Below are 22,541 nucleotides of genomic sequence, written 5' to 3'. Positions count from 1 at the left end.
TCACGCTTTACCCCTGTAGCTAACATTACTAAGCTTTATCGAGCGCTTGGCTTACATCAGCAATGATATCGTCGATGTTTTCAATACCCACTGATAAACGAATTAAATCGCGGCTAACCCCTGCGTTCGCCAATTCTTCATCATTTAATTGTCGATGCGTGGTTGATGCTGGGTGGCAAGCCAATGACTTTGCATCACCGATATTTACTAAACGTAAAATCATATTCAGCGCATCAATAAAGCGAGTGCCAGCTTCAAGGCCACCCGCTATCCCAAAGCTTAAAATACCAGACGCTTTGCCACTAGTGGTTGTTTTACTCATTGCGTTATAGGGACTTGACGCTAACCCCGCGTAATTAACCCAAAGCACCTTAGGGTGATTATCTAGGTATTCAGCAAGCTGTTGCGCGTTTTCACAGTGGCGCTGCATTCTTAGCCCTAAAGTTTCAAGACCAATTAAAATGTCAGAGGCGTTTTTAGGCGCAAGTGCCGCACCGGTATTTCTAAGTGGAACAACGCGGCAGCGACCAATAAACGCCGCTTCAGCAAAAGCATCGGTATAAACCACATTATGATACGACGGATCAGGCTCATTCATCATCGCAAAACGAGTGGCATTGGCTTTCCAGTCAAACTTACCCGAATCAACAATTATGCCGCCAATCGCCGTACCATGACCGTTAATATATTTAGTAAGCGAATGCACCACAATATCGGCACCCAACTCAAATGGCCGGCATAAATAGGGCGTTGCCACTGTGTTATCTACAATCAGCGGCACGCCTTTGCTATGGGCTATTTTAGCTAATCGAGCGATATCAACAATATTCCCTGCAGGGTTGCCAATCGACTCACAAAAAACCGCGCGGGTATTCTCATCAATCGCGTTTTCAAAACCGGCAAAGTCATCCGCTTTAATCATCCGCGCTTCAATACCTTGGCGAGGTAGACTATGGGCAAATAAGTTATAAGTACCACCATACACTTGGCTGGTACTGACAATATTAGTGCCCACTTCACACAAACATTGAATTGCGTAAGTAATGGCCGCCATACCAGAGGCCACAGCAAGCGCACCAATGCCCCCTTCCATGGCCGCAATACGCTGTTCAAGCACCGCATTAGTCGGGTTCATAATACGGGTATAAATATTCCCGGGTACTTTTAAATCAAATAAATCAGCACCATGCTGAGTATTATCAAACGTATACGATGATGTATTGTAAATCGGCACCGCCGCCGATTTAGTTGTAGGTTCAGATTCATAACCGTGATGCAGCGCTAAAGACTCAAGTTTCATAATTATTTCCTTCAATTAATTTGCCACTAAGCTAGCATTTATCGCTCACAAAGTGCACATGAAATATATTAAAGGATGTTGAAGTAATTAGATTTAAGTTAAATTCTGCTAAGAGCGAATTATGTTAGTTCGTTCCACCTTAAACGAACACCTGCTTTTCTTAAGAAAGTGAACATAGCTGTTTATTATGGTTTAGGCTGTGAAGCGTGCATAGACTGATTGAACATATCTTAACTCCAGATCGTCCTCTGGACTTTTCAGCTATAAAAAATAAAAAGAACAATAATCTGTTGTATTTTTTACTCATCATTACAGCCAACTATAATCATCTTCTCGTAGTTTGTAGCTATTTGAAAAAACATTGATTCTCGTCAAACGGTGCTATAAGGAAATAGCCACTCAATACTCTCTATTTAAAACTTCTGTTTTTACAAAAAATAGACTATAGCTATTGTTATATATAGCAAAAGAAAAGACAAAATTAACAGTGAATTCTTATGAGTAATCCCACAAACGATCTCGAAGCGGAGATTGACCAGCTTAAAGTTCAGCTTGCAAACGCTAGAGCTGAAAATATAAAGTATAAGAAGTTGTTTGAAGTATCTGGGGACGCACTATCAATAATCGACCTGAAATCTGGTAAATTCACAGAATGTAACCAAGCTGCAATCAATATGCACGGCGTCGAAAGTAAAGACAACTTTATTAATTTAAAGCCTTCTGATATCTCACCTGAGTATCAACCATGTGGCAGACGTTCAGAGGAAATAGCCGCAGAACACATTGAAAAGACTCTGACTAAAGGACCACAGCTGTTTCCGTGGGTTCACTCTCGATTAGACGGCTCATCTTTTCCATGCCTTATATCTCTGACTGTATTAAATGTGGATGATGATGCTTTCATTTTAGCCATAGGTAGAGACATTAGTGAATTAGTTGAGACGCAAAACAAATTGCATAGTGCTTCAACAGACATAGAACGAATTAGCTACGCTTTCAATGAGGAAAAAGAAAAATTTGAACAGTTTTTTAGCTTAGCGCCGGTAGGCATTGCAATTAATAGGTTAGATAATGGTTTATTTGAGTATGTTAACAAGGAATTGAGTCGTTTTAGTGGTTATGACAAAGACGAACTAAATCAAATGGACTATTGGAAGTTGACACCAAAAAAGTACGAAGAGCAAGAAAAAGAACAACTAAAATCCCTCTCAGAAACAGGCCGTTACGGACCTTACTATAAAGAATATATTCATAAAAAGGGTTATGAATACCCCGTACAATTGTCGGGCGTTATAATTAAGAGTGCAAATGGCGATGAGCTGATTTGCTCTGTGATCCAAGATACTTCCCATCAGAAACAGATAGAAACCGAATTACAAATAGCAAAAAACCAAGCTGAAACCAATTCTCTGAGAATGAAATTGGCAAATGACTCAGCTCAAATTGGTGTGTGGGAGTGGGATGTCATTTCGGGAGAATTAATCTGGGATGAATGGATGTACAAGCTGTATGGCATTACAGAGAATTGTTTTTCTGGTGCTTATGAAGCTTGGACTCATAGTCTTCACCCTGATGATATGGAAGAGTCTAACAAACAATTAGAGGATGCCGTATCAGGCATAGGTGCTTTTAATCCAGAGTTTAGAGTAGTACATCCAAACGGGCAGGTAAGAACAATCAAAGCTAGCGCAGAAGTTATTAGAGATAATGATGGCAACGCTCTAAAAGTCATTGGTGTAAATTACGACATTACAGATAAGATAAATGCGATAAATGAGCTAGAAGTAGCTAAGCAAAAAGCTGAGCAGGCAACCCAAACGAAAAGTGAATTTTTGTCAAATATGAGCCATGAGATACGTACGCCCATGAATGCAATTTTAGGCGGACTGCAGATGGTCAATACTGAGTATCTCGATGCCAAGTCCAAAGTAATGCTTAAAAATGCAGTATCGTCTTCTAAATCGCTGTTAACCATTATCAACGATATTTTGGATTACTCAAAGATAGAGAGCAATAAACTAAGCCTAGAGCAAGAGCCTTTCTCGATTAGCGATATAATTAAATCTGTGAAATTTGAAGTGGACAGCATAGTCAGTAATAAGGGTATTAAACTTGTCAGTAATATTGATGAAAATTTTAATGATCACTGGTTAGGAGACATTGTCCGTGTTAAGCAAATATTACTCAATCTTGTCTCGAATGCTGTTAAGTTTACTGAAAAGGGTAGCGTAAACATTCACTTGAGCGAAACTCTTTACCAAGAAAAGCAGGCTATTAGTCTTGAAGTGGCTGATACAGGAGTTGGAATGAGTGAGGAAGCTCAAGCTCGTATATTTGATCGTTTTTCACAGGCAGACAACTCAACAACACGTAAATTTGGTGGAACTGGGCTGGGTATGTCGATTACCCTCAGTCTTATTCTTATGATGAGAGGCACTATCGATGTAAAAAGCAATGTGGGTAGAGGCACCACTATAAGAGTCATATTACCATTAACTATAACCAATAAGAGTGTCAGCTCTTTCGTACAAAAATCTATGACTCCGCCGCCGTTGAGGGGAAAGAAAATACTGATTGCTGAGGATAACGAAATCAATCAAATTGTCATTCAGTCAATGCTCGAAGGCACTAATGCATCATTAACTATTGTAGATAACGGTAAACAGGCAGTAGAAGCAGCTAAAGAAAAGGACTTTGATTTGATACTTATGGATATACAAATGCCTGAAATGGATGGTGTTCAAGCAATGAAAAATATCATTAATTTCAATAAGCATATACCGATAATTGCACTAACCGCAAATGTAATGATTGATGACGTTGCTGATTATTTAAGCCAAGGATTTGATGCACATATAGCAAAACCAATTGATATTGCTACCCTATACGGTGTTCTGAGCTCATTTATAAAGTAAGTACTTGCTTTGTTTGTGCTTTATTGCCAGTTCGGCTTCGGCAAATCAACTTCCGCTCATAGCAAAAAGTAGACATAAGTCATTACAAATTATACTTATTAAAAAAGGCGCTTACCGTTAAGGTAAGCGCCCTACTATTTTACTGATTACTTATTTTACGATTTTCATTTCGTCTAATAGGTTTTGTGCGTTATCTACTTTATCCATTACCCATAGCATGTAACGTGAATCAACGTGGATTGAACGATTAAGTGCTGGGTTATAATCCCAATCGCCGATAATACTTTCGTACACACCGTCAAATAATAAGCCTACCAGTTCGGCTTTGCCGTTAAGTGTTGGTGAACCAGAGTTACCTCCGGTAGTATCAACATTTGATAAAAAGTTAACCGGTACGGTATTCATGCCACCGGTGTAATCACCAAATATTTTAGCCTTGATTTGCTGTTGCAGTTTTTCAGGCGCGTTAAATGGATCAACATCGGTGTTTTTTGCAAGTAGCCCTTCAAGTGATGTAAACGGTGTTGCTATCAAACCGTCTTGCGGTGAATAGCCTCCAACAGTGCCATACGTTACACGTAATGTGCTATTCGCATCTGCATACACAGGTTTATTTTGTGCTTCATTAAACGCTATGATAGCACTCATTAACTGTGGACGCGCCGCTTGTAGTTTACCGGCAAGTGCTTTGTCTTTGTCTTCTTCAGCTTTCATTACGGCAAAGATGGCCTTCGCGTATTGCATAAATGCATCTTGGCTTTGTTCAAGTTCAGCAAATGATTGCGTAGATAACGCGATACGAACGTCTTCATTATCTAGCGTTGAATTAGCATACATTTTTGCTAATAGTGCACTGTGCTTGGTTTTATCAAAGCCATTTTCTAATTCAAAAACTTTATCTACTTCTGCAAAACGCTCTTCTTTAGGTAACGCGGCATACAGCTCTAAAAAATGTAATAAAATGGCTTTATCAACGTTTGCATCAAAACGGCGACTCATGCGCTTTAAACCGGCTTCAAAGCGTGGTAAATCGCGTTCTTGATAGCCAGATTCACGTTCGCTATCAGGTTTTTGTTGCTCATAAGCTAGGCGATATAAGCTACGTGCGGTACTGATCATTTGTGAGCGGTGCACATAGCCAAGCATACGATCACGCTCATTGTGCTGTTGCGATTGAGCGACTAACGCCGACAATTCATTTAACACTTTACCGTATTGTTTTTTACGCTTACGGTCACTGTTTATCCACGCGGTTAGATCTTGTTCAAATTGCTTTTTACGTTCATACATCGTGCCTTTATTAAAGCTTTCGATCATTGAACCGTAGTTTTTAATATAGTTGTTGTAGCCCGCTATAGTACTTTCGTAGGCGATGCGCGCTTTGCTGCCATCTTCTGAATTTTCTTCAATCAAAGCGACATATTTTGAATTATGCTCGCGTGATTTTGGATAGCTGGTATTAAATACATAATCAACTTCAGCAGCAATGCGGTAACGGTTAGTGCGCCCAGGATAGCCTGCTACCATAACAAAGTCGCCATCTTGGACCCCTTTGGCGCTGACACTTAGATATGAATCAGGCACATAAGGTACATTGTCTTCGCTAAATTCAGCCGGTTTGCCGTCTTTACCTACATATGCACGATAAAATGAAAAGTCGCCGGTATGGCGCGGCCACATCCAGTTATCGATATCGCCACCATACTTACCTACGCCCATAGCAGGCGCATATGCTAAGCGTACATCTTTAATTTCTAGTGATTTGATCAAATAAAACTCTAAACCACCGTGGAATGAATACACATTACAGCGATAATTGTCGTCAGCTTCACATGCTGACACTAACGCTTTTTCATTTTTTTCTAGCGCGTCGTAGCGCGCTTTTGCGCTGAGTTTTTCAGTGCCTTTTATTACTTTTTTGGTCACATCGGTAACTGTTTCAGTTACATACACTCTAGAGCCGGGTGCCGCTGGTAAGTCTTCAGCCGGTGTTGTTGCTAAAAAACCGTTTTCTAAAATATTGTTCTCTGGTGTTGAGTTATATTGAATCGAACCATAAGCACAGTGATGATTGGTAACCACCAGCCCTTTTGGCGATACGAAGGATGCGGTACAGCCACCAAGGCTTATCACAGCATTCATTGGGAACTCGGTTAATTTAGAAATCGATTTTGCGTCAATTTCTAGTCCTTTGGCTTTTAGAATTGATTCTAGATCAGGAAGTTGGTGTGGTTGCCACATGCCTTCATCAGCAAATGTTGTGCCCGATACTGCAATAGCAAGTGATGCTATGAGTGGTTTTAAGCGCATTTTTTTATCCTTTTTATTGTTTCTATAACAGGTTACGCGTGCAGCCTTAGCAAGGTCAATATTTCTGCGACAAAATAGCTGCACTATTGTGTAACAAAATACTGAAAACAAATACTTCTTCGAGCTCTATTGGCAATAAAAACAACACAACAATGCAATCATTTGGTCATTTTCAATAGCTAGGATTTAAATATTATTAATAATGCACGGCCTAATTATGACTGCTATTTTTTTGATCAACCTCGCTCGTTCAACGGAGCGATTAGCAAACAGCCAGCGACAATTAGCTGCACATGGGCTAAGTTTTGAGCGTATAGATGCAATTGATGGCGCCATGCTTTCACAAGCGCAAAAAGAAATTAATTACAGTCCTAGCCTCAACAAACAAAAATACCATTACCCGCTCAGTGCTGGGCAGATTGGCTGTTACTTGAGCCATCGCAAAGCATGGCAAACCATTGTCGATAGAAAACTTGATTACGCAATTGTGCTCGAAGATGACTTTATCTTAGATACGAGTATTAATAGTGCAATTAAAAATATTGAACAATTACCGCTCACTTGGCAACTGATAAAACTCTCAGCTTATCAAAACCGTACTCGCAAAATCGCCTATCAAGTGCCGTTGCAGTTTGAGCAAAAATTAGTGATCCATAAAAAGTTGATGACAGGATGTTGTGCTTCTGCAATCAGTTATCAAGGTGCGAAACAATTATTAGCAGCTACTAAGACATTTGCCCGCCCTGTTGATTGTGACCTACAACATATATGGGAAACTCAAGTAACAGGCTATTCATTACTGCCGTATCCAGTCTCTCAAGATTGTGAGCAAGTAAGTGATATAAAGTCGCGTAGCAATGCCAGCGTAAAAAAATCATTTTTAGCCCGTAAAGGTCAGCAACTCAGTAGCGCGGTAAATAATCACTTTGCAACGGCGGCATTTATCAAAAAGACTAAGCGTGCTTTACCCGATGATCCTAAGTACAAAAAAGGAGCCGCAGCTCCTTTTTACTCATAACCTAGAATCATTAAATAGTATTTATTTTTTAGCGAGGTTTGGGTGCTCTACACCCATCCATGCTTTAAATAATGCCATTTGCTGTGCAGTTGCCTGTTTGTCAGCAACCAGCTTTTTATCTTTATCAAAGCTTTGTGCTAGCGTTATCGTGGTGCTTTGCAGTGCATCACGGCGGATAAAATCAACGGTTACTTTATCCCCGGCTTTAAATGTTTCTAAGCTTGATTTTAAATCTTTACCAACATGCTTTTTATTAATCGCTACAATTTTATCATCCGCAGTTAAACCGGCTTGCCATGCAGCGCCATCGCGACGCACATGAGTTAAAGTTAATAACTCACCAGTATTTTTTGCCATTGCATCAACACTGGCAAGCGCTTTAGCTGCTTTTGGACGCTCTAACACTAAGCCTACCTTTTTAAACAGTAAGTCAAAATCAATATCTGCTGGTGCATCAACATTATTTGCCCACCACTGGCTGTAATCGCGGCCCGTTAACTGTTTTAAAATAGTTTTCACGTCTTTAACAGTGAAGCCATGCGGCATTTTATATTGATTATAAAGTGCACGATGAACATCACGGTAGCTTTGCTTACCTTGGCTGTTCTCAAGTAAATCAATATCAAGGGCCATCGAAATCAATGAGCCTTCGGAGTAAATATTAGTACTGTAGTTACGTGCATGGTCACCACCTTGATTTATCCATTTATCAAAACTGGTTTCGCTGGCACTTTGTACTTCGCGCCCTGGCGATAATAAATGACGGTTGACGGTTTTCGTTAACACGTTTAAAAATTCATCAGTCGTGGCAATCCCTGACCGCACCATTAAATGATCTTCAAAATAACTGGTTGAGCCTTCAGCTATCCATAATAGTTTATCGTAATTAATATGCGTGTAATCGTAAGGAACTAAACCTTCAGGTCTATATGCTTTTACATTCCAAGTATGGATAAATTCATGTGCCGCGGTGCTAATAAAAGCAAGGTAATCTTCACGTGAACCAAAACGATCTCGCGGACGTTGGATAATCGTTGAGTTTAAATGCTCGGTGGCGCCACCTGCTCCTGAGGTTGCATGTACCATAAATACATAACGTTGATACGGGTAAGCATCCCAAATAATATTACCAGTAGCGACTAATTTTTTCAGATCGATAAGCATTTGCTCAACATCATAGTTGCCCTCTCCCCAAATCACTAATTCATAATCGCGGCCATCAACTGCAAAGGTGTGGTGTTGATTAATACCCGTTTCAATCGGCGAATCAACTAATACATCGTAATCTGCGGCTTTAAAACTATGCTTTGAGCCCGCACTATCCATACCTGATACTGAGCGCCATGCTTTCGGCACATCTAGCTTGACCGTTACTGGCTCTTGGCGAAATGATTCACTAAACATAAAAAAGCCTGATGCATCTATAAATGCGTGACTATCATCGATATGACGTGCGCGTTTACCTAACTCATTGGCATACACTTGATAATCAATTTTAACTTCCGTTGGTTTATCTAAATGTACTCGCCATGTACTAGCATCAATTTTTTCCCATCTTAATGCTTTGCCATTCTCACCTGTTGCTTCGAAAAAACGCACACCGTTTGCAAGGTTCAAAATTTCGTAACGGCCTGTTCGCCAAGCTGGCAACTTTACATCTAAATGTGCTTGTGCCGTTTGTGGAAATTCTACGCTAACGTTGCCTAAATGATGTTCAGGTTGAGTAACAGCGAGCGAATAATTAACATCGGCCCATGCCGAGTGAGATAATGCGGCTAATACCGATAATGCTAAAAACTTTTTCATTGCGGCTCTTAATTCATATATCAACTAATTTTATTGTGCCTGAGCGTAACAATGATGATAGAAAATGTGAATTAAAAGCGATAAATACACGTGCAGATAGGTTCAATGAATAAAAATCATCAACAAATGCTAAGTTTTTGACTTACTGACTACATTTGTGCGATTTTTGTTGTAAACTTACAGCAATGAAAGATTTAATCAATGGCGGTAACTATTAGTGTCACAACAGCTCGAAGTTTTAAACAAAAAACTTAAACAAGCCATTGATACTCGCATGGTCGTTGAACATGCACGTAAACATCAGGTAGACACATTGACACACTTTGCAGCTAAGTTATCGTTAAGCTGTAAAGGGATGGATATTGAACTTGATAATCGCTTAGCTAAGTTTCGTAGTGCACTGGCTAAAGGGGTGGATTTTGAGTTATTCGCGCCACTCATAGACGAGATTCTCACACTACTAAAAAACCAAGAAGCACAACAGGCTACACATCAGCGTGAACTTCATAACAGTGTGCTCGATGCTGGCAAGTTACTACAAAAAACCAAAGGGTTACCGGATGATGCACGCCGAACGTTGCGTCATTTACTAGACCATGAACTGAATAATGTGCAATCGACACGGGATTTTATTCCGCTACTTAATCGTTTAGTGACTATTTATCATCAAGCATTACAAGTAAAACTAACTGTTGCAGATGGTCAACAAAGTGCTGTACAACCCAGTTTAGCAAAAGAGTTATTAAATTTAGCTAATGATCTAGTGTTTGAAGATGAATCCGCAGATCAAGTAAAAACTATCAAAAATAATATCTCTGAAACAGATTCAGTTGATGATTTATTGACCTCAGCAATCGATATTATTCGCATCATTGCCAGTAATATCAGTAAAGAGCGACAATCAGCACAAAGTTTTTTAGTGTCATTGAACCAAACGCTCGAAGAATTACATCACTCGATTGTCTCTACAAGTAAACATTCAGAAGCAATGGGAGCTGAATTTACAGCATTAAATAAGCGTATTGAAGGTAAAATTAATAATCTGACGGCACAAACCCAAAATGCCACTTCAATCTCATCATTAAAAGCCTTAGTTGATAACGAATTAAAATCGTTAAGCGAAGACTTAATTGAAAAAGAGCGCCTTGAACAGCAAGACCGTGAAATGCTATTAAGCAGTTTCCAAGAAATAAATCAACGTATTGGCAGCCTCGAAACAAAATTATCTAAATACAAAAAACGCCTGCATGAGCAACGTTTTAAAAGTTTGCTTGATGGACTTACAAAACTGCCAAATCGAGCTGCATTTGACGAACGTTTTCATCACGAGTTTCATTTGTTTGCAGTACAAGAATCAGATGTCACCTTAGTGGTGATTGATGTTGATCACTTTAAGTCTATCAACGACAAATACGGTCACAGCGCTGGAGATAAAACGTTACAAGTGATTGCTAAAGCATTGCAAATGTCAATCCGAAAATCTGATTTCATTGCTCGCTACGGCGGTGAAGAATTCGTTTTATTAATGCCAGGTATGCCCTTAGAGCATGCTAAAAGACCCCTTGAAAAACTAAGAAGAGCGGTGAAAGGAATTCCGTTCAAGTTCAGAGATAAACAAGTAGAGATAACGGTTTCTATCGGTGCCACTCAATTTAAAAAAGGTGATACCCCATTGGGCGCTTTTGACCGCGCCGATGATGCCCTCTACAAAGCAAAAAATACCGGTCGTGATCGCTTGTGTATCAATGAATAACTACGACCGACCCAGTGCTTTTTATAGCAAGGAGAACGCCTATGTTAATACAGTTAAACCCGACAGGTGTGTTAGATTTACTGTCGCAGCTCGAAGTTGATTTATTAGAACAATCGTCTAACAGCGAACGCTATAAGTTATTTAGAAACTGTGCGCTAGCTGTTCTTAATGTTGGCAGTCATACTGACTCAAGCTCAGAGATTTACAATAAATATCAAGATTTTGATATTCGCTTACTAAGCCGTGAGCGAGGCATAAAAATTGAGCTACTGAACCCTCCGACTACCGCTTTTGTTGATGGTGAAATAATCACCGGAATTCATGAACATATTTTCTCAGTTATACGTGATATTTTATTTATTTGTCAAAAATACGAAAAAGATTTAACCGAACAAAAAGCCATTACACATATGGTTTTTGATATGTTGCGTAATGCCGCAGCGCTTCGCGTAAATAGCGATCCAAGTATGATTGTCTGCTGGGGTGGTCATTCAATTAATGAAAACGAATATAAATACACTAAACAAGTAGGCTACGAGCTTGGTTTACGAGGCTTAAATATTTGTACTGGCTGTGGCCCCGGTGCCATGAAAGGCCCGATGAAAGGCGCAACCATTGGACATGCAAAACAGCGCAACACCGACAACCGTTATTTAGGTTTAACAGAGCCTAGTATTATTGCCGCAGAGCCACCAAATCCGATCGTCAATGAACTAGTTATTTTACCAGACATTGAAAAACGCCTTGAAGCCTTTGTACGCACCGCCCACGCTATAATTATTTTTCCTGGCGGCGCTGGCACTGCCGAAGAGTTATTGTATTTACTTGGCATTTTACTTCACCCTGATAATGCCAAACAGTCGTTACCGGTTATTTTAACTGGGCCGAAAGAAAGTGAAAATTACTTTAGCGAATTATGTCAATTTATTGAAATGACGTTAGGCAAAGAGGCGCTTGATAAATTTGAAGTTATTATTGATAACCCAGAATTAGTTGGGATCAAACTCAAATCTGCAATGGCAAATGTGCGTGATTACCGCAAGAGTCAGGGCGATGCATATTACTTCAACTGGACGTTAAAAATTGAAAATGAATTTCAGCAACCTTTCGCGCCAACTCATGCCAATATGGCTGGGCTTGATTTACATTTAGACCAAGAAAAGCAATTACTAGCCGCTAATTTACGCCGTGCATTTTCTGGTATTGTTGCTGGTAATGTCAAAGACGAAGGCATTCAAGCCATTAAACAACATGGCCGGTTTATCATTAGCGGTGAGCCGACTTTAATGAAAGCCATGGATAAACTGCTGCAAGCATTTGTTGAGCAAGGAAGAATGAAGCTCCCAGGCAGTCAATATGTTCCATGTTATGAAGTCAAAGCATAAGGGTTAATGTATTCGTGTCAGGTCAGTTACTTTTAATCGATGCGCTTAATTTAATTAGGCGCATTTATGCAGTTGATAGTAATCAAAATAAAGGCAGTGATGAGCAAATGATAAATACCTGCTGCGCGCGGGTAGCTCACGCTTGCGAAAAACTTATAAAGATCACCCAAGCAACACATGCTATTGCTGTATTTGATGGTGATAAAAGCTGGCGTTATCATTATTACGCTCAATATAAAAGCAGCCGTGCCCCCATGCCTGAAACTCTGAAAAATTCATTAGATAAATTTAAACAGGCAATTGAGCAAACGGGTATTGTGGTGTTTGCCCCAGTAAATGATGAAGCTGATGATATTATCGCCACGTTAGCCCATAAAATGGCGCAAAATCAGTTGTATTGTACAATTGTTTCCACTGATAAAGGGTTTCTACCTAGCTTAAATAATTATATTAATGTTTATGATTATTTTAAAAAAGAATATTTAGATCATCACTCTATCGTACAACGTTTTGGTGTTGAGCAAGCTCGATTAATTGATTTTTGGGCAATGGCTGGTGATAAAACTAATGATATCCCTGGTATTAAGGGAATTGGTACTAAAACAGCACAAGAGATTATTAGTAAGCACGCAGATATAACATTCGCAATAGAGGATGAAACGCTCTCTGCAGCAGTACGTAAAAAGTTAGCAACAGGAATGGCTGACTATATTACCTCGAAACATTTGGTTGGTTTACGTACAGATATTAACTTAGGCTTTAGTTTAAAGCAGTTAAGACTCAATTAATCGCATTCACGTAGCACTGAATTTGAACTATGCGTATACTGAATTTAAGTCTCAGCGTAAGAGTGCACAATGTTTAAGAAGTTTTTTCGCTATCTCATATTAGGTTTAGGTGTATATGCCTTAATCGCTACTTTGGTCATTACTTTTTATAAAGATGATCCGCAAGCGATGATATGGCAGGACCGAGAAGCGTTCAATAAACGTTATATCGCTAAATTAAGTATCGAAACACCGACTAACTTAAACACTGTATTAGAGTATTTAGGCAGTCCAGATCTAACATTCGCTATACGTGATAACGAAGAGGTATGGCAAATTATTTTTTACCGTACTCAACATATCAAATCAGATGGGATCACGACTATGGATGAGTGTACTGGTTTACTGTTTAAAAATGGCGAATTGATTTTGTGGGGACCAAGTGCATTTGATGCATTTGAGCAACGCGGGTAATTGATTATTTATGGATGAACTCTGCGCACAAGATCTTGCCAGCCTATTTGAAAGGACTGACAAATTATTAAGGTTTTATCATAATAGAAGTCAGTGGCCACAAATTTATCCGCTGTTAACACAACTGGCTGAGCAATATTATAAACTCTATGATTCACATCCAAATGCAATGCAAGCCCAACTTACTCTATATGCAGAAACACAAGGTTATACAACCAACTTAGTAGTCAATCAATGTGTCATTGTCGCCGCATTTTGTCGCAGTTTAAGTTACGACAGTAAAATCAGCCAATTGCTTATTTGTGTGTGTTTAACTAACTATTTATGTGTGCAAACACAAACTAATAAGCTGGCCCTGCGCCAACCTCTTACCCAACAAGAAAAAAAGCAATGGCAGTCGCGTCATCAGCTAGCAGTAAAATTACTGCAATCAGCTAACGTTCCCACTGACCATATTGCGTGTATTTTAGCGCGCTTAAATAAGTATAAGCAGGCCTTGCTAAGCACGCCAAAAATCATGATCTATGATGGACCAACAACGTTAGTTGCGTTAGCAAATATTATTGCGATGAACATTACCTATCGTACCCAAAATGATCATATTGATATCTATAAGGCAGTGGCTGATATTTATATCCGTACTCCTAACCTGTTTGCCCAACAAGCATTAAAAGCAATAATCGGTCATTTTGGCCCTTACCTGCCTGGCTCTTTGGTAAATTATAGCGATCAGCAGCTCACTTATATTGGTAAAAACCACCAGCAACGGGATTTATTAATTGCGTTGCATGAGCAGCAAAAAACCAAATGGTATAGTGTTAAGGCAAAGCTAGAATCACATTCAAAACAACGCCCAAGTAAAGACAAGCGATTATTGTTTAGCGTATGGTTCAATGAGCACATATCCCCCCCTGTTGAAATTGTAAACTTTGAAAAACAACAATTATTGATGTTGATAAGCCAAGTTAAAATACAAAAAGAATACTCATACAGTGCCCTTGCTAAATTACTCAACAATCATTCAGCGACAATTGAGTTACTTCGTGAAGCAGTGAAGCCTTATAATAAAGAGCACCTAGCAGGCAAAGATTTACGCCATTGTTTATCAATGGTCGGCTTATACAATGCGCCAGCGATCATTCAACGGGTGCTCTTTGAGCAATTAGTAAACTACCAAGCACATCCATTAATGCAACATATACAATTACGCTTACAGGCAATAATAAGTTTATTAAACCAGTTGGTAAGTCGTGATCAACACAACCAGTTTGAGCACCTCGCTTTGCCTATTTATGGTTACGTTAATTATTTGATTGAATATTGCAGCACCACAATTAGCCGTAAAACAGTGTATGAACACTCACCTAAAAGTGATGTAAGTATGCCCTTTACGTGGCTATTTGGTGTCACGGTTCATGACAGTGGGCATTTATCGGCTTATTTACTTGAATTGCTTGGTGACAACCCATGGACACAAGCGCTTTTAGATGCTGAGCAGCAAAAAAAACAACACTTATCTGCAGAAGCACAATTATGGGTTGCAATAAAACTCGTCGTTATTAAGGTGTATCAACCCAACGCAATACAAAGTAGTTGGCAAACACACACTTTTGAGCAAGTGTTAAAACGCTTAGATTGGCAGTCCAGCGAGGATTTTTATGCGCAGCTTCCAAGCCTAGGTTTAAGCAATAGCGTATGAATATTTATTAGACATAGTGACTAATTTAGTGCGTTTTCGTGGGTTTTACTGGCAAAAAGTTGAATAAATTGCTATAAAAGCCGCTTGTATTTTCAAACTCATTCACGTAAATAATCTAACAAGTTATCGCAGTTTAATAATGCGTCACATTTACGTGCATTTCTAACTCGTAATAGGAAAAGTTCATGGCCAAACAAACCATCACAGTGATCAAAGGCGACGGCATCGGTCCGAGTATTATTGATTCAGCCCTTGAGATCTTAACAGCCGCAGGGTGCGATTTTGATTATGAATTCGTTGATGCAGGTCTTGCAGCCCTAGAAAAGACCGGTGAATTATTACCACAAGATACCATTGATACTATTGCGCGTAATAAAATTACTCTAAAAGGCCCACTAACTACGCCAGTTGGTGAAGGTTTTACTTCAATCAATGTAACATTACGAAAGCAGTTTGGTTTATACGCCAATGTACGCCCAGTAAAGTCATTTGTTGGCACCAAAGCACGTTATGAAGACATTGATATCATCACGGTACGTGAAAATACGCAAGGTATGTATTCAGGTTTAGGCCAAGTGACATCAGAAGATGGCAACGAAGCACAAGCAATGTCTATGATCACCCGTGAAGGTGCTGAAAAAATCGTTACTTTTGCCTACGAACTAGCCGTGCGTGAAGGTCGTAAAAAAGTGACAGCGGTTCACAAAGCTAACATCTTAAAATCAACTTCAGGTTTATTCTTAAAAGTAGCTCGTGAAGTTGCTGAGCGTTATCCTGAAATTGAATCAACTGAAATGATTGTTGATGCAACCTGTATGAAACTGGTAATGAGCCCTGAAGAGTTTGACGTTATCGTTACTACAAACCTGTTTGGTGATATTTTATCTGATCTATGTGCTGGTCTAGTAGGCGGTTTAGGTATGGCGCCTGGCGCTAACATCGGTGAAGATGCAGCAATCTTTGAAGCAGTTCATGGCAGCGCACCTGATATTGCTGGTAAAAACTTAGCAAATCCAACCTCTGTTATTTTGGCATCTATTCAAATGTTAGAGCATTTAGAAATGGGCGAAACTGCAGAGCGTATTCGCAGTGCTGTAGCTGACGTAATTAAATCGGGTGATCGTACCACTCGCGATTTAGGTGGCAGTCACGGTACTACTGACTTCACACAAGCTGTTATCGACCGTTTATAAACCAAACCTAGATTATTAGCATTATGATAAAAGCCAGTATTTACTGGCTTTTTTGTCACTTAGTTTATGCTTGCCTCTTTGTTCGAAAACTGAGCGGCAGCAGTAACAATAACCAAAATATACTTCCGCCACTGGAGCCTGAACTGGCAACTTGTTTTTGCACTGTTACCGTAAGCTTGCTAGACGGTAAGGTATTTTTTATACCATTTGCAGAGGTATCAGTCACGATCAGTGTCACTGTATAACTTCCCGCTTGGTTATAAGTATGTGTAGGATTAGCACGTTGGCTTACAGCACTACCATCTCCAAAATCCCAACTGTAAGTGTAATTATTAAACCCGCCTTTGGTATCACTGTTAAAATTAACCAGCAAATCTTTTGCACTGTAACTGGCCTGTGTTGTAAGTAATACATCTGCCGACACTTGGGTTGCAAAAGACTGCATAGCGCCATTTGCATCAGTTACAATAACGCTCAAGGTATAATCGCCACTGTATTCATAGCGGTAGTTAATGCTCTGCCCTTTCGCAGTTGAGCCATCACCTAATTGCCATGCATAGTCATAAGGTGCTTGACCACCTGATACAGTGACTTTTGCAGTAACATTGCCTTTCTCTATACTGGTATCCACACTAGAAATTGATAACGGCGCAGTAAGCACAAAAGTCATCGATTCTTGAAACTGCTGCCCTTGTTCATTAGTACGAGTAAAACCCACAGTGTAACTACCGTAATCGGCAAATGTATGACTTGGATTCAATTCATCACTGCTTTGCCCATCCCCAAACTGCCAGTTAAAACTATCGGTTGGGGTCAACGCCATTCCTTTAATTTCAAAACTCGCTTCGAGATCATTAGTAATTACATTGATCCCAGACTGTGGTGTATAGCCTAAATTCAATTCAATTGAGCTATTATTAATCGCTTGCTCAACAATAGAAAAATTAAAACCAAACGTTGAAACTTTTACACCAGAGGCCGGTTGCGTGGCAAAACTGTAATCATTATTATCATTAAACTCAGTGATTGCTGTTAACTGCGTATCGCCTAAACCTTGGCGCTGATCATAAAGACTAAAAGCAGCATCTCTTAACTGAATCGTAGTACTGGCAGGTGCGCTGCTATTACCTTTTGCAATGGCATTTTGATCGGCATCAACAACCAATATAAACCCTTCACCAATATGCTCAGGAGTATTATTATCTGTATACTGTTCATTAGCAGACCAAAGTAATAAACCCGGTGAATACTGCTCAACTTGTAAACCACTATCTATTCCTAAATAACTACGTAACTGTAAATAGTAATTGTGTGGTTTTGCATAGATGTGATCCCCCACTCGGCTAAAGCCATCAAGTTGTGCTTGTGTTGACTGCTCTGCGTTATCTTGCCAAACGAAAGTATCACCTTGGCTAATGGTCATATCATCAACCACTAGACCAAAATAATGAGTATAAGTGTCCGTTTTATAGTTAAAACTAAGTGTGATTGTTTGACCAGCATAAGCTGATAAGTCAAAACGATGCCGTAAATAATTATTCGGCTGCTGAGCGTCATTTACTGAACTTGAAGACCCTGTTATATATGGACCAATGTCTCCATAAAATGGATTAACCGCTTGGGTATATTGCGACGCAATAGGTTGGGCGTTTACTAATACTTGAGCATAATCATAATGCGCTTCAATGCTGTAATAAGCACTTAAATCAAGATAAGTAGGCTGCGTACTTGCAGGTATATTAACTGTAAATGTCATACTTTGTGAAACATTATCGCCACTGCCAGAGTAATATTGCAAGTGCCCTTCTACCGCTTGATAAAACGGCTGTAAATTAGTTGGCAGGGTGATTTTCAACTGGTTTAATTCAGTTGATACCCCACTACTATGGCGAAGTATTTGCTGTTGATTGGTATCGATTTCGTCTAACGATATCGTCGTTTGATTAAGCCAGTTTCCTTGGTAACGGTTTTGTAAATATTCGAGTGCATAAGGACTGAACATCACCGGCTGTGAACCGCTAGGTGAGCCTGCCCAACTACCACCAGACATAACTGACCATAATGCCACAGGCTCACCAAGCGCACTGCCGGTTAAATCATATTCATCAGGCAAACCTAAGTCGTGACCAAACTCATGTACCACCACGCCAATACCAGCGTCGATAGGATTGATAGTATAACCAAATAAACGAATACTACTGCCATCAACCGCACTTGGCTGATTGTTTTGATCGTACACATAAAAACGATGTGACCAAATTGCATCAGTACCCAATATACCACCACCGGCTTCCTCACCTATACTCGAGTGGAAAATCATAACATGGTCAATAATGCCATCAGGTTCATTGGTGATCCCATCACCATCACGATCATCCAAATCTGTTAAATCATAATCGGCTAAATTAATATTAAATTTGGCTACGGCTTTTTCTACCGCTTCATGCACTAAACTTGGTGCATCAATATCATTATTTCCCCCTTGGCGAGCCCCATAACTTTTCGCATCATTATCGGCTGTTACCCAGCCATAAACTTGACCCGTAAATGCTAAGCTTTCCCCTGAGGCTTGCTGATAATATTGATATGCTGTTTGCAAAGTTTGCTGCTGAGGTCCTGAGTAACCATCAGTAGCGAATAACATTTGTTGGTAATGCTGCTGACTATAGCTTGAGTAGTACATATCGCTGTCAGCTGCGGCTAAGCCATTATCATCATGAGGTAAGTCAGGAAAATCAACCAATATAGCCAACACTTTTACGGTATTTTTTTTCGAATTAGGTAACTGCGAAGACACACTCGCTAAGCGCTGAGCCATTTTTCGTTGTTGAGTTAAAACTTGAGGGTTTAGTTGCCGACGTGAATGCACTGATCCACCACGGCCAATATAATCAGACAATAATTTATCATGCGCTATTTTATCGTCAAGCTGCCCGCGTTTATCTAACCAATATAAAATTCGCTCTTTGTTAACGACCCCAATATCAGTTGGGCTACTATTTTGTGGTATTGCCACACTATGTTGACTTAACAATACCAAAGTCAGTGCACATAACAATTGTGAGTATTTCACAGGATCACCTATCAACAACTTCATAAAGATAATAATAGCTAATAATTTATATACTTACATTACAGTTATAGGTACACCTTGAATACCCCAACAAATCAAAAAGCATAATTTCTTTATTTTCCACGGCTAATAATGCGATTTAAAGCAATTTTTAAGTAGAAAAACAATTAATTTGGAATTTTAATGCAACATTGCCGTTTTGGCTGTTGACATTAGCTGGCAAAACCTTTAAAAATAAGGCTATTAAATTAGTAGACTTAGTGTGTATTTGGCTATTACGGCGCAATAACTCATTAAAATTTACATAACAAATACCGAGAAGAAAAATAACATTATGAAATATCAATTTCACCTAGTCACTGTACTCGTACTGGTCTTAGTTTTAAGCCCAGCGGGGATGTATTAGAAGGTGAAGTAGCTTTTTAAAAACCCCCGCCCTAAGCGGGGGTTTTTTTATGCATTTAAATTATACGGTAATTGCACAAAATAAATGGGGAGTGCGTGCAATAGCACATTATTACTCATGATAATAATCAATCGGTAACTGGCACACAGAGGAATGAGGATGAGTACACAACAATATAATGGCTCCGAACTAGTTGTTCAGGCATTAAAGGCATTGAAGGTAAAATATATATTTGGCTACCCCGGTGGCTCAGTATTAGATCTTTATGACGCATTATTTCAGCAAGATGATGTTGAGCATATTTTAGTTCGTCATGAGCAAGCAGCAACCCATATGGCTGATGGTTATGCACGTGCCACAGGTGAAGTGGGCGTAGTATTAGCAACATCAGGTCCAGGTGCGACAAACTGTATAACGGGGATCGCTACAGCCTATATGGATTCTATCCCTATGGTAGTGCTATCCGGTCAAGTGCCGACTAACTTAATTGGTGATGATGCATTTCAAGAAACCGATATTGTTGGTTGCTCTCGGCCAATCGTAAAACACAGTTTTAACTGTCGTAGCGCAAAAGATATTCCTAAAATTTTGGCTAAAGCATTTTATATTGCAAGTACTGGACGCCCAGGTCCTGTGGTCGTAGAACTGCCAAAAGATATGTTAAACCCTGCACTTAAATTTGATTTTGAGTTTCCAGCAACCACAGAGCTGAGAACCTATAGTCCAAATACCAAAGGCCACCCAAAGCAAATTCGCAAAGCCGTTGCCGCTATTTTAGAAGCTAAAAAACTGGTCATTTACTCAGGCGGCGGGATTATTATTTCTAACACTTCAGAGCAACTGACTCATTTGGTTGAATCACTCAATGCACCAATAACTAATACCTTAATGGGATTGGGGGGTATTTCCGGTGTTCACCCTAATTTCGTTGGTATGCTAGGTATGCACGGGAGCCTTGAAGCAAATAAGGCGATGGCAAATGCCGATGTGATCTTAGCTCTGGGCGCCAGATTTGATGACAGGGTAACCAATAACGTGAAGAAATTCTGTCCCAATGCGACGATTGTTCATGTTGATGTTGATCCAACCTCTATTTCAAAGACGATCAAAGCTCACATTCCAGTCGTCGGTTGTTTATCAACCGTACTTGAGCAATTACAAACAGCCATAGATAAAAGTCCAATCAAAATTGATCGTAGTGCTCAAGAAGATTGGTGGCGTCAGATCATTAGCTGGCGTGAACAAAAATGTTTAAGCTACAGCACTGCGGGCGATAAAATAAAACCTCAGGCCGTCATTGAAGCAATTTATAAAGCCACCAATGGTGATGCCTATATAAGCTCTGATGTAGGTCAGCATCAGATGTTTGCGGCGCAGTACTACCCGTTTAAAAACCCGCGCCAATGGATCAACTCAGGGGGTCTTGGCACTATGGGCTTTGGTCTGCCAGCGGCAATGGGAGTGAAACTTGCGTTCCCGGATAAAGAATCAGTGTGTGTCACCGGTGATGGTTCGATTCAAATGAACATTCAAGAACTTTCGACATGTTTACAATATAACTTGGCTGTAAAAGTGGTGTCACTGAATAATCGCTCTCTGGGTATGGTGCGTCAATGGCAAGATATGGTCTATGGCGGTCGTCACTCATCGTCGTATATGGAATCGTTACCTGATTTCGTCAAACTTGCTGAAAGTTATGGCCATGTCGGTATTCGCGTTAATACTCTTGATGAACTACAGCCCGCAATCGATAAAGCCATGTCGATCACTGACCGTTTAGTGTTTTTAGATATTCTTGTTGATGAAAATGAACATGTATACCCAATGCAAATTAAGCTTGGAGCAGTTGATGAAATGTGGTTACGTAAAGGAGTGAAAGCATAATGCGTCGTATATTATCTATTTTACTTGAGAATGAACCAGGGTCATTATCGCGTATTGTTGGCCTATTCTCACAACGAGCTTATAACATTGATAGTTTAACAGTTGGCACAACAGACGATCATTCTTTATCACGTATTACTATCACTACCATGGGTGATGACCGTGTGGTTGAGCAAATCACTAAACAGGTAAATAAATTAGTTGATGTATTAAAAATTATTGATCTAACTGAAATGGCGCATATTGAACGTGAGCTGCTTTTAGTAAAAGTATTCGCTCAAGATGAAGCTAAGCGAGCTGCAGTAACACGGGTGGTAGATGTATTCCAAGGTGCTATTTTAGACATGGGTCGCAACAGCTACACATTGCAGCTTGTTAGTAGCACAGATAAAATTGAATCGTTTTTAGATACCTTACGCCATGAGACTGACATAATTGAAGTTGTACGCTCTGGTGCGGTAGGTATTGGCCGCGGTGATAAAGCACTAAAAGCTTAAACCTTAGATTAATGAGCAGATACAAAAAAAGGGCTAATCAGCCCTTTTTTATTTAACCAAT

At 39.7% G+C, this 22,541-nt stretch carries 14 protein-coding genes; 10 read left to right on the top strand and 4 right to left on the bottom strand.

From position 1 onward, the window contains the following. Positions 1-28: 28 nt before the first annotated feature. Complete coding sequence (locus PVK79_RS09885) at positions 29-1,300, bottom strand: O-acetylhomoserine aminocarboxypropyltransferase/cysteine synthase family protein (protein ID WP_257326584.1); 1,272 nt, start codon at positions 1,298-1,300, stop codon at positions 29-31. 497 nt (positions 1,301-1,797) lie between these two features. On the opposite strand from PVK79_RS09885, the gene PVK79_RS09880 reads away from it, so the two are divergent. Continuing rightward, on the top strand, positions 1,798-4,215 hold the full coding sequence (locus PVK79_RS09880) for a PAS domain-containing hybrid sensor histidine kinase/response regulator (protein ID WP_257326582.1): 2,418 nt from the start codon (positions 1,798-1,800) through the stop codon (positions 4,213-4,215). Positions 4,216-4,365: 150 nt separating this feature from the next. Here the strand turns inward: PVK79_RS09880 and PVK79_RS09875 are convergent, their stop codons facing one another. Next, complete coding sequence (locus tag PVK79_RS09875) at positions 4,366-6,525, bottom strand: S46 family peptidase (RefSeq protein ID WP_257326580.1); 2,160 nt, start codon at positions 6,523-6,525, stop codon at positions 4,366-4,368. Between the two features lie 217 nt (positions 6,526-6,742). Between PVK79_RS09875 and PVK79_RS09870 the strand changes: the two genes are divergently transcribed. After that, positions 6,743-7,543: a glycosyltransferase family 25 protein gene (locus PVK79_RS09870; RefSeq protein WP_182734168.1), complete on the top strand. Its 801-nt coding sequence runs from the start codon at positions 6,743-6,745 to the stop codon at positions 7,541-7,543. A 21-nt stretch (positions 7,544-7,564) separates the two neighbouring features. On the opposite strand, the gene PVK79_RS09865 is transcribed toward PVK79_RS09870, so the two are convergent. Further along, entirely contained in the window at positions 7,565-9,349 is a 1,785-nt protein-coding gene (locus PVK79_RS09865; protein ID WP_257326576.1) for a M61 family metallopeptidase, read from the bottom strand. A 274-nt stretch (positions 9,350-9,623) separates the two neighbouring features. On the opposite strand from PVK79_RS09865, the gene PVK79_RS09860 reads away from it, so the two are divergent. From PVK79_RS09860 to PVK79_RS09835, 6 genes are all read left to right on the top strand, one after another. Continuing rightward, positions 9,624-11,102 carry a GGDEF domain-containing protein gene (locus tag PVK79_RS09860; protein WP_145236304.1) on the top strand — a complete coding sequence of 493 codons (1,479 nt, stop codon included), beginning with the start codon at positions 9,624-9,626 and terminating at the stop codon, positions 11,100-11,102. A gap of 41 nt (positions 11,103-11,143) precedes the next feature. Next, on the top strand, positions 11,144-12,487 hold the full coding sequence (gene ppnN / locus PVK79_RS09855) for a nucleotide 5'-monophosphate nucleosidase PpnN (protein WP_182819502.1): 1,344 nt from the start codon (positions 11,144-11,146) through the stop codon (positions 12,485-12,487). Positions 12,488-12,501: 14 nt separating this feature from the next. After that, the gene (xni, locus tag PVK79_RS09850; protein ID WP_145235810.1) at positions 12,502-13,275 is read left to right on the top strand and encodes a flap endonuclease Xni; all 774 of its coding nucleotides are present in this window, start codon (positions 12,502-12,504) and stop codon (positions 13,273-13,275) included. 69 nt (positions 13,276-13,344) lie between these two features. Beyond that, positions 13,345-13,728 (top strand): DUF3192 domain-containing protein, encoded by a 384-nt coding sequence (locus PVK79_RS09845; protein ID WP_257326572.1) that lies wholly within the window; start codon positions 13,345-13,347, stop codon positions 13,726-13,728. 10 nt (positions 13,729-13,738) lie between these two features. Beyond that, positions 13,739-15,427 carry a hypothetical protein gene (locus PVK79_RS09840; protein ID WP_257326569.1) on the top strand — a complete coding sequence of 563 codons (1,689 nt, stop codon included), beginning with the start codon at positions 13,739-13,741 and terminating at the stop codon, positions 15,425-15,427. A 185-nt stretch (positions 15,428-15,612) separates the two neighbouring features. After that, complete coding sequence (locus PVK79_RS09835) at positions 15,613-16,620, top strand: isocitrate dehydrogenase (RefSeq protein WP_182718661.1); 1,008 nt, start codon at positions 15,613-15,615, stop codon at positions 16,618-16,620. Positions 16,621-16,684: 64 nt separating this feature from the next. Here the strand turns inward: PVK79_RS09835 and PVK79_RS09830 are convergent, their stop codons facing one another. After that, the gene (locus PVK79_RS09830; protein WP_425607885.1) at positions 16,685-19,717 is read right to left on the bottom strand and encodes an immune inhibitor A domain-containing protein; all 3,033 of its coding nucleotides are present in this window, start codon (positions 19,715-19,717) and stop codon (positions 16,685-16,687) included. Between the two features lie 541 nt (positions 19,718-20,258). Between PVK79_RS09830 and PVK79_RS09825 the strand changes: the two genes are divergently transcribed. Together PVK79_RS09825 and ilvN are read left to right on the top strand one after the other, a co-directional pair. Then, positions 20,259-21,983 (top strand): acetolactate synthase 3 large subunit, encoded by a 1,725-nt coding sequence (locus PVK79_RS09825; RefSeq protein ID WP_145235824.1) that lies wholly within the window; start codon positions 20,259-20,261, stop codon positions 21,981-21,983. Further along, entirely contained in the window at positions 21,983-22,480 is a 498-nt protein-coding gene (gene ilvN / locus PVK79_RS09820; protein ID WP_149980181.1) for an acetolactate synthase small subunit, read from the top strand. Before PVK79_RS09825 ends, ilvN begins: the two co-directional genes overlap by 1 nt. Positions 22,481-22,541: the final 61 nt, after the last annotated feature.

Source organism: Pseudoalteromonas rhizosphaerae (assembly GCF_028885455.1).
GTDB lineage: Bacteria > Pseudomonadota > Gammaproteobacteria > Enterobacterales > Alteromonadaceae > Pseudoalteromonas > Pseudoalteromonas rhizosphaerae.
Note: the sequence above shows the minus strand (reverse complement) of the source record. Positions and strands in the feature narration are given on the sequence as shown.